The organism is Arsenicibacter sp. R0_47 (genome assembly GCF_057652235.1).
This window is the reverse complement of record NZ_JBYFCJ010000005.1, coordinates 86,443-103,462: the sequence shown is the minus strand read 5'-3', so window position 1 is coordinate 103,462 and position 17,020 is coordinate 86,443. Positions and strand designations below refer to the sequence as shown.

The window sequence follows — 17,020 nt, the reverse complement described above, 5'->3', positions numbered from 1 at the left end:
TATGGCTTTTGCTATATTTGTATGGAAAAACTAAACAATTCAATGGCGAAACGGTTACTTGGCCTGGGTTTATTGACCTTGCTGCTCTACCACGCGCTCGGAACGGTGTTTATCTCGTTCGGGACCTGGTGGCAGGAAGAGCATGACCTGTCCGAGCGGCTAACCGTCTATCGCTCAGTGGATAGTTTAGTTGAATTTCAGATTCCGCTTTCCGGCCAATCCGCCCATGAAGGTATTCTTGACGCCACCGAAGAAGGCTTCACGTACCGCGGTCATTACTACGATGTCGTCAGTATGGAGATCAAAGGCAATACCTTGTTTATTGCCGGTCTGGAAAACAAAAAAGCCTCTTTCTGGCATCGTGATCTGCTTTCATTCATGAAAGACACGCTCAACACCCCTTCCGAATCAAGCCGGAAAGCCGGGCAGTGGGCTAAGCTGTTGCTGAAAGAGTATTCGCCCAACACGCGGACCGTCCTCCATTTTTTCCTGTACGACTGGCGCGAATCGGTACGCATTCCGGTTGCTGCGCTGCGTTATACGACGCGCTCACTTTCTATTCTGTCGCCTCCTCCGCGATTCGCTTAACAGACAGGTTTATTGGGATTATTGCATCCATGCGGGCTTCTTGTGGCACTATAACCGCCATAGCATAACCGTATCATGCAAGGGCCTATCCGGGACTAACCCGTCTTGTCAGCACTATTGACCTTATCCTCTTTTACTGGTTGTTGTCCGGCTGAAGTTGCTGCCTGTGTGTCTGTAAGCAGGCGCGGCAAACAGCTGCGTATATTCATACCGTTGGGCTAGTCAACCACGTAAAAGACCGGTTAATCAATAGCGCCTGATCAGGACAGATACTGTCCCGCGCCCTCCCATTCTTTTTCTCAACCTTTTATTCACCCTGTACCCGTGTACACAGGCGCTCATACCTGTTGCATACGGACAGATGAACCATGTCTATGAAAGCGAACATCTTTACCTTAGCAATTACGGCCTTAGGCCTTTCTCTTTATACCCAATCGGCATCAGCACAGGGCTGTGTGGCCGTTCGTCACATGAGCTGTGCAGCGCCCGGGGGGTCATCTCAGCTGTTTCAGCAGAAAGCCGGTCAGTGGCAGATTAATGCCGGATACCGGTATTTCCGGTCGTTCCGTCACTATAAAGGGGATGTTGAACAAACCGAACGCCTTGAGCAGCACACCGAAGTAGTGAACCTCTCCCATGCGCTGGATCTGGGGATCAGCTACATGCCAACTCCCCGCTGGACGCTCTCGGTAAACCTGCCGGTCCAGTACAATGACCGTTCGTCGCTGTACGAACATTATGGCAACGCCGTATCAGCCAACCCACAGCAGAAACGGTTCCATACCGGCTCACAAGGCATTGGCGATCTGCGGATTTCGACCAGCTACTGGCTTATCAATCCGGCCAAAATCACGAAAGCCAATTTTGCTATCGGCGCGGGCATTAAACTGCCAACGGGCAATTATAAAGTGACGGATGACTTCCACAAACTCACTAAAGAAGGTGTTGACTACACGGTTAATAAACCGGTTGACCAGTCCATTCAGCTGGGCGACGGTGGTGTGGGCTTCAACATCGAAGGTCAGGGTTATGCCCAGATCACCAAAACGCTGACCGCTTACGTTAACGGGTTCTACCTGTTCAACCCGCGCGAGACAAACGGCGTTGTCCGTAATCCGGAAGCCACAACGATTGACCTCGTAACCGGTTCGTTTTCAGTAGCCGATCAGTTTGCTGCCCGCATTGGTCTGAGCCAGTCGCTGCCGTTCATTCCGGGTCTGGCCGTTATGGCCGGCGGTCGGGTGGAAGGCGTACCGGCCAATGACGTTTTTGGTGGCAGTAAGGGATTCCGCCGGCCAGGTTATATCGTTTCGGTTGAACCAGGTCTGGCTTACATGAAAGGCAAATTCTCCGCCACCGCTACCGTTCCGATCGCGCTATACCGTAACCGGATTAAGAGCTACTCCGACCGCCTCGACCCGCTGGGCGTCCGCCACGGCGATGCCGCTTTTGCCGATTATCTGGTTTCTATCTCGCTTAGCCGATGGTTTTAGCCTTTTGTTACTGGTTTTAACCTTTTGTTGCTGATTGTTCTGAGTTACTGTTGGTTCTGAGTTCTGTAACAGAGATGACTTATAACCATCAGAAACAACCAGCAACCATCAGAACAACCAGCAACCCTAAAAACAACCAGCAACCGTAAAAAATAAACCTGAGCATTCTAATTCCGTACTCATGAAAAAGTTAATGATTACCCTGATAGCAGCCTGCGGGCTAGCCGGGTCGGCGCATGCGCAAATGCCGCAAGATGCTATATACATGCCTAAAAAAACCGTCTGTGCAGCTTTAATGTATGGTCATAGCAGTTGGAAGGAATATTGGGAGCATAATCTCAAACGGGAGAACTACAATATCGGTACTCTAACCACCCAAAGCGTTTCGCTGATGGCCGCAGCAGGAATCACAAACCGTGTCAATGTCATTGTGAATCTACCATACGTCAGCACTGAAGCAAGTGCTGGTAACCTGATGGGGCAAAAGGGCATACAGGACTTATCGGCCTGGTTAAAGTTTAAAGTGATTGATCTGAAAGGTTTTTCTGTAAACGCACTGGCAGGTGGCTCCATTCCAACGACCAGCTATGTACCCGACTTCCTGCCGATGTCGATCGGGATGCAGTGCCGGACCGCCAGTGGCCGCTTGCTGCTGAATTATACGCACCCGAAAACCGGCTTGTACGTAACCACGCACGGTACCCTGACATGGCGCAGCAATATCTCCGTTGACCGGGATGCCTATAAAGCAGGCGACAAGGTATATAATACCAATCAGGTAAATGTGCCGAATACATTCGACGTGGCAGCCCGTATCGGAGTGCTGCGTAAAACATGGCAGACCGAAGTATGGGCCGAACATGGCTCCTGCCTGAGCGGTGATTATATCGCACGGAATGACATGCCTTTCCCGACCAACAACATGCAGGCAACAACCATTGGCTGGTATGGTAAATTCCAGCCGAAAAACGTTGGCCTGAATGCCCGCGTCGGCTACGTAGTCGATGGCGTCAACGTTGGCCAAAGCACCAGCTATATGCTTGGTTTACTTTATCAATTCAACTGGTAAGCCCCAAACGTAACAATTTCATGAAAAAAAATATTAAGCATATCGTAATCATTAGCCTTGTTGCTGCTGCCGCCGGTTTATATTCCTGTGACAAAACCATCACCGAGCCGCAGCGCGTAGGGTACACCCCTGCCAATGTTGACGAGAAGGCCGGTAGCTGGAAGACCTATATTCTGGCCTCGCCGGACGAAGTGAGTGTAGCCGCACCAGCCTCGGTTAGTTCAGCCGGGTACCAGACCGAACTGGCGGCCCTGAAACAGGCATCAGCCAGTCTGACGCAGGAGCAGCAGGAAGCAGTTGTGTACTGGGGTGCCGGTGCCGTTTACCGCTGGAACGAAATTGCCCGGGAGCTGGCAGCCCGCTATAATATTCCGCCCGCGTCGAATGCCGACGGGAAATATCCGGTGCCGGACGCCAATAACCCGCTCGCCGACCCGAAATTCCCGTTTGCCAACCCGCCTTATACGGCCCGTGCCCTGGCTTACCTGAGCGTCGCCCAGTATGATGCCCTTGTCAGCGCATGGAGTTACAAATATAAATTCAAGCGGCAGGCGCCGTCGAAAACAGATGCAACCATTCGCGTGGCCCTGCCTGTTTCCAGCATTCCGACATATCCATCCGAAGATGCGGTTGTGGCAGCAGCCTCATTTACTATCCTGAAAGCCATGTTCCCGGGCGAAGTGCCGTTCCTGGAAGCCAAATACAATGAGCATAAACAGAGCCGCTTATGGGCGGGCATGAACGTTGGAAGCGACATTACGGCCGGTAATGATCTGGGGCTGGCCGTGGCGGCTAAAGTAATGGGCCGCGCCAGAACAGACGGCATGAGTGCAGCCAATAACCAGACTGTTACAAGCGGCATGATCGAAACGGCCAAAGCCATGGGTTTATCGGAGGTATGGCTGAGCCAGGAAGCGCCGGCCCGTCCGCCGATGCTGCCGAATTACGGCGCCGTCCAGACCTGGAACTTTGATAAAGCTGCCCTTGTAAAGCTGCGCCCCGGTCCGCCTCCTGCCCTGAACAGTAAAGAATTCCAACAAAACATTGATGAACTTAAATCGATTCAGAAAAACCAAACCCGCGAACAGGCGCGTATCGCCAACTTCTGGGCTGACGGTGCAGGGAGCTACACCCCGCCGGGTCACTGGCACCGGACTGCTGCCAACGCCTCACATGAAGCCCGTTACAGCGAGGTGCGTATGGCCCGTACGTTAGCGCTGGTAGGCACTACGCTTCAGGACGCAGGAATCTCATGCTGGGATGTCAAGTATTATTACTACTACCCTCGTCCTCAGCAGTTCGGACTTAAAACCTCGGTTGGCCTGCCAAACTTCCCGTCCTATACATCCGGACACTCAACCTTCTCGGGAGCAGCCTCGGCCGTACTGGGCTATATCTTCCCGGACCGCGCGGCCGAATTCAGCGCCCAGGCAAGTGAAGCATCGGTATCACGGATTTACGGCCTCATCCACTACCGGTTCGACTGCGAAGTGGGCCTTAAAGTGGGCAAAAACGTGGGCCAGTATGCCATTGACCGTGGTAAGGCCGACGGCTCCGGTCTGTAGGTCTTAATGACATTCGTTGTGAACAGACTGCTCTTTTCTTTTCCTGCTACCGGACCATGCGGCATTTGCTGCATGTATCCGGTAGTTTGTAAACCATTGCTCAAATGAATACTGCCAATGAATAAGCTCTATAAATTATCCCGCTTACAACGCAGCTTACCGGTTCTTGCCATATTGGTAACCGGTAACTACGCCTACACGCAATCAACCGATACCCTCAAGGCCCGCATGCTGAACCAGGTTACCGTTAAAGGTGTCCGAGCCAGTGTGGTGGAAGAAATGCCGGCCGTAAAGGGTACATACCTGACCGCCGGCAAACGAAACGAAGTCATTAAACTGGCGAATGTGGATGTGAATGTTGCCGAGAAAAACGCAAGACAGGTGTTTGCCCGCATTCCGGGCGTGTTTGTCTACGACATGGACGGCACCGGCAATCAGGTCAATATCGCCACCCGCGGGCTGGATCCCCACCGGTCCTGGGAGCTGAATATCCGCCAGAACGGCATCGTAACCAACTCGGATATGTACGGCTACCCTGCCAGCCATTACTCGGCCCCGATGGAAAGCATCGACCGCGTTGAACTGATCCGCGGAACGGCATCGCTGCAATACGGGGCTCAGTTTGGCGGGATGATCAACTACGTAACCAAACAGGCCGATACTACGCGCCGGTTCGGCTTCGAAAGCACCTCGTCGGCCGGTTCATTCGGCCTGCTGAGCAGCTACAATGCTGTCCACGGACGTGTCGGGAAGGTGACCTACTACGGTTATTTTTACAAACGCCACTCAACCGGTTACCGCGACAACAGCCGCTCCGACGCCAATGCACAATACGGTCGCATTCACTATCAGGCAACCAGCCGGCTGGGCATTACCGCCGAATTCGGGCGGTCGCAGTACCAGTATCAGATTCCGGGCCCACTGACCGATTCCATGTTTGCGGCTAATCCCCGCCAGTCAACCCGGGCGCGGAATTATTTCAATCCCGACATTTATATTCCGTCTGTTAAGCTGAACTGGCAGATCGGTGACCGTACGCAGTTACTCTGGACTACCTCTTCGGTCCTCGGTGCGCGCAACAGTGTCCAGCTCGATGCCTTTGCAACCGTTGCCGACGTGATCGACCCGAAAACCGGCCAGTATAGGGCCCGTCAGGTCGATATTGATAACTTCCACAGCTACACGTCCGAACTGCGTCTGCTGCATCAATACCGCGTCGGAAACATTGAGGCGACTGCTGTGGCCGGCTTGCAGTACATGAACAACGACCTGCACCGCCGTCAGCTCGGCACTGGTACCACCGGTACGGATTTTGATCTGAGCCTGACCGCTCCGTTTAAACGTGACCTGCATTATTACACGAACAACATTGCTTTTTTTGCCGAATCGCAGATCCGCCTGACGGATCGCCTGACGGTTTCGCCGGGAATCCGGATTGAAAACGGAGAGACGCGGATGCGGGGCACGATCTCGTACTATACACCGGAGAACCTGCCGACTAACATCAGCCACCGCTTTGCCCTGCTGGGTATAAACGGTCAGTATCAGCTCAATCCGGCGATGCGGATCTACGGTGGCTGGTCGCAGGCTTACCGGCCGGTGATTTTCAAAGACATCATTCCGGCATCGGTGTATGAACAGGTCGACAAAAACCTGAAAGATGCCTATGGTTACAATGCCGAACTCGGGATCAGCGGCCAGTGGTCGGGGCTGCACATCAACATCAGTGCGTTTGACCTCCTGTACCGCAACCGGCTGGGTTCGCTGGTGCTGAACGATGCGCAGGGGCAATCGTATTTATTACGGACCAATATCGGCGACAGCCACAACCGTGGTGTAGAAGCCCTGATCGAAGCACAGCTTTACCGCAATAATCAATTGTTGATCAGCGGTTTTACGTCAACAGCGTTCATAGACGCCCGCTATCAGAATGCCCGCGTATCGACCGGTACGGAGAATAAATCCGTCAATGGTAATGTAGTTGAATCAGTTCCGCGCTGGACCTCACGCAACGGTTTGACCATCCGTTATCGTACAGTTAGTCTGACAACCCAGTTCAGCTATGTCGGCGAAACCTATTCAGATGCGCTGAATACCGTTACCCCAACGGCCAACGGTGCAAAAGGGCTGGTACCGGCCTACAGCCTCTGGGACGTGAATACGACCTGGCGTATCAGCCGGCAGCTGAGTATCCGGGGCAGTCTGAACAACGTACTGAACAGCCAGTATTTCACCAAGCGCCCGACGTTCTATCCGGGGCCCGGCGTCTGGTCGTCTGACGGTCGCAGCGGCGTGGTCAGTGTTAGTTTTTCCCTGTAAATTTTACGTTTATGAAGTACCTGATTACCATTCTCTTCACAACCGGTCTTATTTTACAACTGGCAGCGCAGAATAAGTCAGCCGACGAGTTACTGAGCTGGGCGAAACTGCCCCCCCATCAGTTTGATGAGCTCATGTTTAAGCAGGGGTTTACCTGCCAGAAACGGGTTGGAAATGTGACCGGATGGCTGTGTATTTATGCGAAACAGCCTGGTGGGTATATGCAGAGTGCAGCAACGGCATCAACGTTGATGGAATACATTTCCAATGCGCAGTCGACCGTGCTGGTGTACCAGTTTCAGGGTAAAGAGCAATCTGCGGCAATTCAGAAACGGCTGACTGAGCTTGGCTTTTCCAGTGATGATGATACGAGTATTCAGGCAAGCGGACGGCGGATTTTCCATAAACCACCGTATATAATCAATATCCGCGACGTTGACCAGAGTAACGGAATCATGGGAAACTACGCCGGGTTTAGTCTGTCGATTCAATATAACCGGCTGGCACTGCAACCCAATGATAAAGCAACCCAACCGCTGACCCGGCCAATGGCACACTAATTGCGAAAAGCGAAATGAGCGTACAAGCAACGAGTATAGATAGATTCCTGCTGTCTCTTTCTTTTACTGATATACGCAGCCCGGCATAGTATGATTACGGTCATTTTGCGTAGTATATAGTAACAAACGCCATGCACACAGGGCAACCCTTCGCTTTTGCGACTGCCCTTATATATACCGCATTTCTATACACACCACAACTTTCATCATAGGTTAAGGGAATACTCCCCCGGCTGATTTTCGGCCGGGGGATATATATCGTAACACACAATAGTATGTCTCGTCTAGCTCTCTTTTGTTCCGGCATTGTTTTTCTGATTATTCTCGAAATAGCCAAGGTTTATTTCATCATGCCGATGCCCGGCAGCCAGCAGGCCAATACCATTGACGCCGCCTACTGGATTCATCAGCACATCTGGTTGCTGCGGGTGGCAGGCTGGGTCATTATCCTGTTGACAGCGCTGCCGGTTATCCGCCGGCCGCACCGTCCGTGGCACCGCTGGCTAAGCCTAGCCCTGCTTGCGGCTTACCTGATTGTCGCCTATCTGTTTAATTTCCGGTTGCTGGCCGAAAAAATGTTTTACCAGCCCCGTCATAAGCAACTGACTCATCTCGACAAAAACAAGGTCCCGATGGACAGGCTGGTGATGGGTATTGTACGCCACGACGAAGCCAGGGCCTATCCGGTTCAGTTTATCGGCTATCACCACCAGGTCCGCGATACCGTCGGGGGCGAACCGGTGATGATTACCTACTGCACCGTCTGCCGGACCGGCCGGGCGTACAGCCCGCTGGTTGGCACACATCCTGATAATTTCCGGCTGGTAGGCATGGATCATTTTAACGCCATGTTTGAAGACAGCCGCACGGGCAGCTGGTGGCAGCAGGCAACCGGTAAAGCCATCGCCGGCCCGCTGACCGGCCAGTCGCTGACCGAACTGCCGACGCAGCACATGACGCTGAAAGAATGGGCCGCACTGTATCCATCCACGCTTGTGATGCAGCCCGACAGTGAGTTTCAGGAATCGTACGACAAGATGAAACCATACGAAACCGGCAAAAGTAAAAGTGACCTGACCCACCGCGACAGCCTGTCGTGGCACGATAAATCATGGGTTGTCGGGATCACCCGGAACCGCGCCTCCCGCGCCTACGACTGGAACGGGCTCTTACGGCAAAAGATCGTAAACGACGAAATCGGGCAGGTACCGGTCGTGCTGACCATCGGCAACGACAAGGCTTCTATTTTTGCCTGGAACCGGCAGCTTGACGATCAGGTACTCACTTTCTCCCGTTTGCCGGACGGTACGCTTAAAGACAACCAAACCGGCTCTGTCTGGGGTAAAAACGGGGTTTGCAAAGACGGGCTGCTGGTCGGGAAGCAGTTGCAGCCCGTACAGGCGTATCAGGAGTTCTGGCATTCCTGGAAAAACTTCCATCCGTCAACCGACCGTAAATTATAAGACCAAAACCTCATTTTCCCTCTTGCTCAATTAACAATCAATTAATCAACAATTCCCATAGAGTATAGTTAATGTAGCAATATCAACACTTTTTATCAGCGTTATGAGCTACATACAAACCAACGATTCGCGCTTTGGCGAACCCGTTAACCTTTTTTATCAGGACTGGGGTCAGGGAAAACCTGTCGTTCTGATCCATGGCTGGCCGTTAAGCCACGAAATGTGGGAATATCAGATGACAGAACTGCCGAAGCAGGGCATTCGTTGTATCGCCTATGACCGGCGCGGTTTCGGTAAATCATCGAAACCATGGAGCGGTTATGATTACGACACACTGGCCGACGACCTGAAAGCCGTACTCGACGAACTCGATTTACAGGATGTGACTTTGGTCGGTTTCTCGATGGGTGGCGGAGAGATAGCCCGTTATTTCAGCCGTCACGGCGGTGCACGGGTATCCAAAGCGGTACTGGTCAGCGCAGTGACCCCGTTCATGCTGCAGACAGACGATAATCCGGACGGTGTACCGCAGGAAACGTTTGACGAAATGCTCGCCAACATGAAAGAAGACCGGATTAAATTCCTGGACGATTTCGGCAAGCAGTTCTTCGGCGTAAACCTGATCAATCGCCCGGTCAGCACACCACTTCTGGAGTATTACCGCACGCTGGCTTCGCTGGCATCACCGGTAGCAACGCAGGAATGCGCGAAGTCCTTTTCGTCTACTGACTTCCGTCAGGACATGGGATCAATCAACGTACCGACGCTCATTATCCACGGCGACTCCGATAAGACGGTACCGATTGAAACCTCAGGCGAGCAATCATCGCAGATGATCCTGAATTCAACGTATAAGGTATACGACGGCGCACCGCATGGTTTGTTCTATACAGAAAAAGAACAGCTGAACCGCGACCTCGCCGACTTTATTCTGGAACCGGTGGCCGCCCGTTCGGCAACAACCAGCCAGATGTATTAGGCTTACCCGCCGTTTTTGCCGCGCCGGTTGATTGTGCAGACAGTCAACCGGCGTTTTATATGGCCCGGTAGGTCCGGACGTATTCCATCGGGGTTTTGCCGGTGATTTCCTTAAACTGCCGGTTAAAGTTTGACAGCGTCCGGTACCCGCTTTCATAGCTCACCTGTGTCACATTCAGACGTCCTTCCATCATTAGTTTACAGGCGTGACCGATCCGGACTTCAGACACAAATTCCGAAAATGTTTTATTGGCCCGCGCCTTGAAATAGCGGCAGAAAGCCGGCGGTGTCATACCGGCCAGTTCGGCAACGGTATCGAGGTTGATGTGTTCGTGAAAATGCTCCAGTACGTAGTCGTGTACCGTCTGCATGCGGTCGGTTTCGTGCGGCTTTACGGTATTCGTATAGCCCGCACTGGTAATAAACCGGTAGCTTGCGGTATGCGCCAGCTCATCAAGCAGCGTCAGCAGTGCCAGCACACGGCCGAAACCAACGGGCATCCGGGCGAGGCGGCGCAGCGCATTGGCAATGTGTTCACGCGTGGCATCCGGCTGCCGGCCTTCCCCCCACTCTAACCCCTGCCGTGCATTATTGAGCAGTTGCCGGAGCAGCAGCATTTCGGGTTTATCGAAGAAATCCGTACCCAGAAAATCCTCCTGAAAATAAACCACAACCCCGCGTACGTGCAGCCCGGAATCCTTTACAAAATAGGCTTGATCACTACGCCATAAATGCGGTAAATTAGGCCCCAGAAAAACAAGGTCTCCCGGCCCGAACGGCTGAATTGAATCGCCGATGAACCGTGTTCCGGTGCCTTCTTCGACTAAAAATAACTGATAATGGGGATGAAAGTGCCAATAAGGATCAAAGAATGGATCCGATAGCTGCTTTACTATAAAGGAGGCGGCTACTGGCTCTAAATCTTTACGAAGCGCGCTACGCATAATAAACTGCTTTTTACCTCAAATGAGGCACAATTAAAACAAATTAGGTTAAAATACAATCATCATTAGCCAAATAAAGCCGAGAATCCTCCAAATATACAAAGTAGTTTTGTAGTAATCTTCTTATGTAAAATATGAATAAGCTGGGGATAAATTTATTTCCGTGGACAGTTACCATGGATGAAGACCTGACCGGAACCTTTTCGTTTCTGAAAGAAACCGGATACGATTTTATTGAAACGCCGATCAACGATACCAACGTAGCTAAATGGGAGCAGCTGGGCCGGAGTATCCGCTCCTACGGGCTGGACATTCAGGCATGCAGCATCCTGCCGGCTCACCTGTCGCTGATCAGCACTGACCCTGCGATCCGCCGCGCCGGTACCGACTACCTGAAAGGCGTCGTTGATTGTACGGCAGCGCTGGGGGCGAAAATCCTGATGGGACCGTTCTTTGCCGGCTTCAAGACATTTACCGGTCAGGGCCCGACCGAAGAAGAGTGGAACTGGTCGGTAACGGCCATGCGCGAAATCGCGGAACACGCCCAAACCCGCGATGTGACCCTGGCCATTGAATACCTGAACCGGTTCGAAATTTACCTCATCACCAGCGCCGACGAGCTTGTCCGGTACCTGGAGGCCGTCAACCATCCGAACTGTCAGGCAGCGTTTGACACCTTCCACGGCAACATCGAAGAAAAAAGCATGCCGGCCGCCCTGCGCACGCTGGCGCCGTATCTGGTGCACATTCAGCTGTCAGAAAATGACCGCTCTACACCGGGGCAGGGCCAGATCAATTTCGAAGTGATTTTTGACGCGCTCCAGGAAATTAACTACACCGGTCCGATTGCCATCGAGGCCTTTGGCCAGACACCAACCGAAATGGCGTCGGCCGCGCATATCTGGCGCAAAATGTTTGCCTCACCCGAGCAGCTGGCCGTCGACAGTATGGCGTTCCTGAAAGCCGCTACCGCTGAACGCATTCTTGACAAATAATACGGTACTGACCACTTTTAGTTGCTAACACATTTCCCAGGTTACGTAATAGAAGCCTTTTTCCTTTTTTCACTATGTCGAAGATTAATATTGCCATTGTCGGTCTTGGTTTCGGTGCCGAATTCATTCCCATTTACCAGCGTCACCCGAATGCGAACATGTATGCTATTTGCCAGCGGAACGTTGAAAACCTGAATAAGATCGGGGATGCCTTTGGGATTGAGAAACGGTACAGCAACTACGACGAGCTGCTGGCTGACCCTAACGTAGATGCCGTACACATTAACTCACCGATTCCGAATCACGCCGAGCAGAGCCTGAAAGCGCTGCGCGCGGGCAAACACGTTGCCTGTACCGTTCCGATGGCAACGAGCGTTGAGGAGTGTATGGAAATCGTGAAAGTCTGTAAGGAAACCGGAAAGAAATACATGATGATGGAGACCGTGGTGTATGCCCGCGAGTTTCTGTTCGTTAAGGAATTGTACGAAAAAGGTGAGCTGGGGAAAGTACAGTTTCTGAAAGCCAGTCACCAGCAGGATATGGACGGCTGGCCGGACTACTGGCCGGGTCTGCCACCGATGCACTACGCCACACACTGTGTCGGACCGGTTGCCGGGCTGCTTAAACTGGACGCTGAATATGTATCCTGCTTTGGTTCTGGTACAATCCGCGAGGAGCTGGCAACGATCCACAACTCGCCGTTTGCGGTTGAATCGGCTCATATCAAGTTCAAAAACAGCGATTTGTCGGCTTATGTCTACCGTTCCCTGTTCGATACGGCCCGGCAGTACCGCGAAAGCTTTGAAGTCTACGGTTCCGAGAAGTCATTTGAATGGCCGCTGATCGAAGGCGAGGATCCGGTAATTCATACGGCGAAAAAGCCGGAGCATGAAATTCCGGAACACGTTACGGTTCCTGACTACGCACACCTGCTGCCGGAAGAAATCCAGCAGTTTACGACCAAAGGTGTATACGATCTGGACGAGCAGCAGCACCTGTCGTTTACGCAGGGGAGCGGCCACGGCGGTTCACACCCGCACCTGGTGCATGAGTTCCTGACAGCGCTGGTTGAAGACCGCGATCCGTTCCCGAATGCAGCACAGTCGGCCAACTGGACATCGGTTGGTATCCTGGCGCACGAATCTGCCCTTGAGGGCGGGGCTATCAAGCACCTGCCTGATTTCTTTGCCATCTAGTTTGGTAAGGCCCCTTACGGGGCCTTATAGCCGAAACCAGAAGTCAACCTATCAACCAACATGAACAGACACTCTTACGGTGTATTACTCGGGTTACTCTCGCTGACCCTGATGTATTGCACCCGAAAACCCTCCAGTAATCCGCGTGACTTTGGCGGTCGTCCGTCTAATTCGGTGAAAACAACAGCGGTGCAACCCGCTGCCCGGCGTACTGAAATCCTTTTCTTAGGCGATAACGGCCACCACCGGCCTGCCGAACGGGTTCCGCAGCTAATGGCCGCCCTCGGTAACCGGGGCATCAACATCACGTATACCGACAAAATGGAGGATATCAATCCCGAAAATCTGTCGAAATACGATGGCCTGCTGATTTACGCCAACTGGGATACCATTGCCAAACCACAGGAAAAAGCCATTCTGGATTTTGTGGCATCCGGCAAGGGACTGATTCCGGTTCACTGTGCGTCGTACTGTTTCCGCAATTCGCCGGAGTATGTAAAAATGGTAGGCGGCCAGTTCTGGCGGCACCGGATGGATACCATTCAGACCCTGCACGTGCAGCCGGATCATCCGGCCATCATGGGTCTGAAACCATTCAAGGCATACGACGAAACCTACCTGCACGAAAAACTGCAGGCCGATAACAACGTGCTGGCCGTTCGGGAAATCAAAGCTGATCAGGCAAAAGACAAGCCGGATCAGAAAACGGAGCCGTATACCTGGACCCGTACGCACGGCAAAGGCCGGATTTTCTACACCGCCTATGGCCACGACGAGCGTACATGGGGCCAGCCGGGCTTCCAGGACCTGATGGAAAAAGGCATTCTGTGGGCCGTTGGTGATGAGGTCAAAAAACTGCACGATGCCCTGAATCCCCAGCCGTTTACGTATGGCGAAGCAAAGCTCCCGAACTATGAAAAACGCCCTGGCCCGCAACTCCGCCAGAACCCGCTTTCACCGGAAGAATCCGTAAAACAGATTCAGGTACCGGCCGACTTTACACTCGAAGTGTTCGCGCATGAGCCGGATGTAATGCACCCGATTGCGATGACGTGGGATGAGCGCGGCCGTTTGTTCGTACTGATCACAAAGGATTATCCGAACGAGCGCAAGGAAAACGGTGGCAGCGATTATATCCTGATGTGTGAAGACACCAACAAGGACGGTAAAGCAGACAAGTTTACGCGCTGGGCCGACGGCCTGAGCATTCCGACCGGTATGGTGTTTGCCAACGGTGGTCTGATTGTTTCTCAGGCGCCGCACATGCTGTTCCTGAAAGATACCGACGGCGACGACAAGGCGGATACCAAAAAGATTCTGTTTACCGGTTTCGGAACGTTTGATACGCACGCCGGTCCGAGCAACCTGCATTACGGATTCGACAACTGGGTCTGGGGTTGCGTGGGCTACTCAGGCTTCCGCGGCAAAGTGGGTCAGGCCGACAGTCTTCGGTTTGGTCAGGCATTCTTCCGTTTCAAGCCCGACGGCTCTGAACTGGAGTGGATTACGAGCACATCAAACAATACGTGGGGCTTTGGCTTTAACGAAACGGGTGATGTATTCGGCTCAACCGCCAACAACTCACACGGCTGGTACATGGCTATTCCGCACCGGTATTTCAGCTCAGCGCCCGGCGTTAACAACGGCAGCCGCGGCACCGATTCCCATAAGGACATGAAGCCGATAACACCGCGCGTTCGTCAGGTCGATGTTTTCGGGGGCTTCACCGCCGCCGCCGGGCATAACTTCTATACTGCACGGGCCTATCCGAAAAACTACTGGAACCGGATCGCTTTCGTGGCCGAACCAACCGGCCATATCCTGCACCAGAACGTGATGGTGAAAAAAGGAACCGACTACGAAGATGCCGAAGGGTTTAACCTGCTGGCCGGTGCCGACGAATGGGTAGCGCCGGTGTTTGCCGAAGTCGGTCCAGACGGAGCGGTTTGGGTCGCCGACTGGTACAGCTACATCATCCAGCACAACCCCGTACCGGAAGGCTTTAAAAACGGCGCGGGTAATGCCTACGAAACCGAACTGCGTGATTTCACCCACGGTCGTATCTACCGCGTTGCCTATAAAAAAGCACCGGCCTATACCCCGTTGTCACTGAGCAAGGACCGGCCGCAGGAACTGGTTGCCGCCCTGAAAAACAATAACATGTTCTGGCGGATGCAGGCCCAGCGTCTGTTGGTGGAGCGCGGCCAGAAAGACGTGGTGCCGCAACTGATTGCGCTGGTAAATGATACCTCTCTGGACGAAGCCGGTATTAACCCGTCGGCCATCCACGCGCTGCGTACCCTCGAAGGTATCGGTGCGCTGACTGATCCGCAGGTACAGCAGGCGGTTGTAAACGCACTGAAGCATCCATGCTCAGGTGTCCGGAAAACGGCCATTCAGATGATCCCGCGCAACGAATCGTCGCTGAACAGCCTGTTACAGGCGAACACGCTGAACGATAAGGAGCCACTGGTTGTCCTGAACAGCATTCTGGCCATGACCGAGATGCCGCTGACACCAACGGCCCAAACGGCGCTGCTGACCCGTCTGACGCAGGCAACTGAAGCCAATGACCGCTGGTTGCCGGATGCCTTTGCCTGTGCCCTTACAGCCCAGGACGGCAAACTGATGCAGGCTTACCTGAAGCAGCTGGCTGCTCAGCCAAAAGCCATGCCAGCCGGTCACGACCACGCAGCGATGAATCATGCCGGCCACGGCCAGGCAGCCGCTGCTGCCACAACAGTTACGCCAACGGGTGACAAACCGGATCTGGTTATTACTGACATTAAAATGGACCCAGCTTCGCCGTTTGTCCGCGAAAGCACGTCTATGACAGCCATCGTGACGAACCAGGGTGGTGTGGCCATTCCGAAAGGCACGGTCATTCCGCTGGCGATCCGGATTGAAGGTCAGGGCCGTAAGGTTGAAATGATCAGTGTTACCTATAAGGACGGACTGGAACCGGGCCAGAGCGTTGGCATCCGGCAAACCAACAACGGACCGTGGACCGGTGGTATGGGCTTCGGCTCCGACATTGCCGGTGACTATACGGTTTCGATTGCGGTTGACCGCGATAATGCGATTGCCGAAACGAAGGAAAACAACAACCAGATTTCGCGTAAGCTGACGTTCCGCCAGCCGCAGAAACTGGCGACGTTTGCCCTGGAGCGCGCTGCCCGCAGCTATGCCTCAACAGCACCGGCCGAATCGGTTGTCAGCATGTTCCGTCAGGCACAGCAGCTGGGTACAGACGATGGTCAGGCGATGGTAAAAGGCTTGTCAGAAGGCTGGAACCCACGCAAAAAAGCTACCTTGTCGGCCGAAGATAAAACGTTTATGGCCAGCCTGAGCAGCTCACTGCCGGAAGAAAGCCGTAACCGCATGGGCCGTCTGCTCGAAGCCTGGGGCGTCCGTTCGGCCAACGACGATCTGGACCCGAACGCACAGGTAATCCGGATGAAAACGATACGGGAAGAAATGAAATTCGATAAGAAGGAGTTTACCGTAACGGCCGGCAAGCAGGTGGTGATTATTCTGGAAAACCCGGATGCAATGCAGCATAACCTGGTGATCGGTAAACCGAAAACGCTTGAGGTGATCGGAGCCGCTGCCGACAAAATGATTACGGCGAAGGATGGTGCCGAAAAGAACTACGTACCGTCGATTCCGCAGATTGTGGCCAGCACACCGCTGGTGAATCCGGATCAGACGTACCGGTTAATTTTCACGGCGCCGGCACAGGCAGGTGATTATCCGTTTGTCTGTACGTTCCCGGGCCACTGGCGCATCATGAACGGTATGATGAAGGTAGTAGCACCGGCACAGGCGACAAACGCTAAATAAACAGGCA

12 protein-coding genes are annotated in these 17,020 nt (G+C 53.3%); 11 read left to right on the top strand and 1 reads right to left on the bottom strand.

Translation table 11 applies throughout. The features are described 5' to 3' along the window. Window positions 1–42: 42 nt before the first annotated feature. The 8 genes from AC23NW_RS11945 to AC23NW_RS11910 all read left to right on the top strand — a co-directional run bounded on the left by AC23NW_RS11945 (window position 43) and on the right by AC23NW_RS11910 (window position 10,036). A complete protein-coding gene (locus tag AC23NW_RS11945) occupies window positions 43–588 on the top strand; it encodes a hypothetical protein (protein WP_293834128.1) in 546 nt (181 codons plus the stop codon). A 374-nt stretch (window positions 589–962) separates the two neighbouring features. After that, window positions 963–2,081, top strand: coding sequence for a hypothetical protein (locus tag AC23NW_RS11940; RefSeq protein WP_487449740.1), 1,119 nt, complete (start codon window positions 963–965; stop codon window positions 2,079–2,081). Window positions 2,082–2,262: 181 nt separating this feature from the next. Continuing rightward, the gene (locus AC23NW_RS11935) at window positions 2,263–3,150 is read left to right on the top strand and encodes a hypothetical protein (RefSeq protein WP_487449739.1); all 888 of its coding nucleotides are present in this window, start codon (window positions 2,263–2,265) and stop codon (window positions 3,148–3,150) included. Between the two features lie 20 nt (window positions 3,151–3,170). Further along, entirely contained in the window at window positions 3,171–4,715 is a 1,545-nt protein-coding gene (locus AC23NW_RS11930; RefSeq protein WP_487449738.1) for a phosphatase PAP2 family protein, read from the top strand. A 117-nt stretch (window positions 4,716–4,832) separates the two neighbouring features. Next, window positions 4,833–7,034 (top strand): TonB-dependent receptor family protein, encoded by a 2,202-nt coding sequence (locus AC23NW_RS11925; protein ID WP_487449737.1) that lies wholly within the window; start codon window positions 4,833–4,835, stop codon window positions 7,032–7,034. A gap of 11 nt (window positions 7,035–7,045) precedes the next feature. Continuing rightward, window positions 7,046–7,594, top strand: a complete 549-nt coding sequence (locus tag AC23NW_RS11920) for a hypothetical protein (RefSeq protein ID WP_487449735.1) — start codon at window positions 7,046–7,048, stop codon at window positions 7,592–7,594. 275 nt (window positions 7,595–7,869) lie between these two features. Continuing rightward, the gene (locus AC23NW_RS11915) at window positions 7,870–9,057 is read left to right on the top strand and encodes a DUF3179 domain-containing (seleno)protein (RefSeq protein WP_487449734.1); all 1,188 of its coding nucleotides are present in this window, start codon (window positions 7,870–7,872) and stop codon (window positions 9,055–9,057) included. Between the two features lie 103 nt (window positions 9,058–9,160). Then, window positions 9,161–10,036, top strand: coding sequence for an alpha/beta fold hydrolase (locus tag AC23NW_RS11910; RefSeq protein WP_487449733.1), 876 nt, complete (start codon window positions 9,161–9,163; stop codon window positions 10,034–10,036). 55 nt (window positions 10,037–10,091) lie between these two features. On the opposite strand, the gene AC23NW_RS11905 is transcribed toward AC23NW_RS11910, so the two are convergent. Continuing rightward, window positions 10,092–10,979: an AraC family transcriptional regulator gene (locus AC23NW_RS11905; RefSeq protein WP_293834120.1), complete on the bottom strand. Its 888-nt coding sequence runs from the start codon at window positions 10,977–10,979 to the stop codon at window positions 10,092–10,094. A gap of 176 nt (window positions 10,980–11,155) precedes the next feature. Between AC23NW_RS11905 and AC23NW_RS11900 the strand changes: the two genes are divergently transcribed. The 3 genes from AC23NW_RS11900 to AC23NW_RS11890 all read left to right on the top strand — a co-directional run bounded on the left by AC23NW_RS11900 (window position 11,156) and on the right by AC23NW_RS11890 (window position 17,013). After that, the gene (locus AC23NW_RS11900; protein ID WP_487449732.1) at window positions 11,156–11,974 is read left to right on the top strand and encodes a sugar phosphate isomerase/epimerase family protein; all 819 of its coding nucleotides are present in this window, start codon (window positions 11,156–11,158) and stop codon (window positions 11,972–11,974) included. Window positions 11,975–12,048: 74 nt separating this feature from the next. Further along, window positions 12,049–13,170 carry a Gfo/Idh/MocA family protein gene (locus AC23NW_RS11895; protein WP_487449731.1) on the top strand — a complete coding sequence of 374 codons (1,122 nt, stop codon included), beginning with the start codon at window positions 12,049–12,051 and terminating at the stop codon, window positions 13,168–13,170. 111 nt (window positions 13,171–13,281) lie between these two features. Next, complete coding sequence (locus AC23NW_RS11890) at window positions 13,282–17,013, top strand: PVC-type heme-binding CxxCH protein (protein ID WP_487450036.1); 3,732 nt, start codon at window positions 13,282–13,284, stop codon at window positions 17,011–17,013. The last annotated feature ends 7 nt before the right edge of the window (window positions 17,014–17,020 follow it).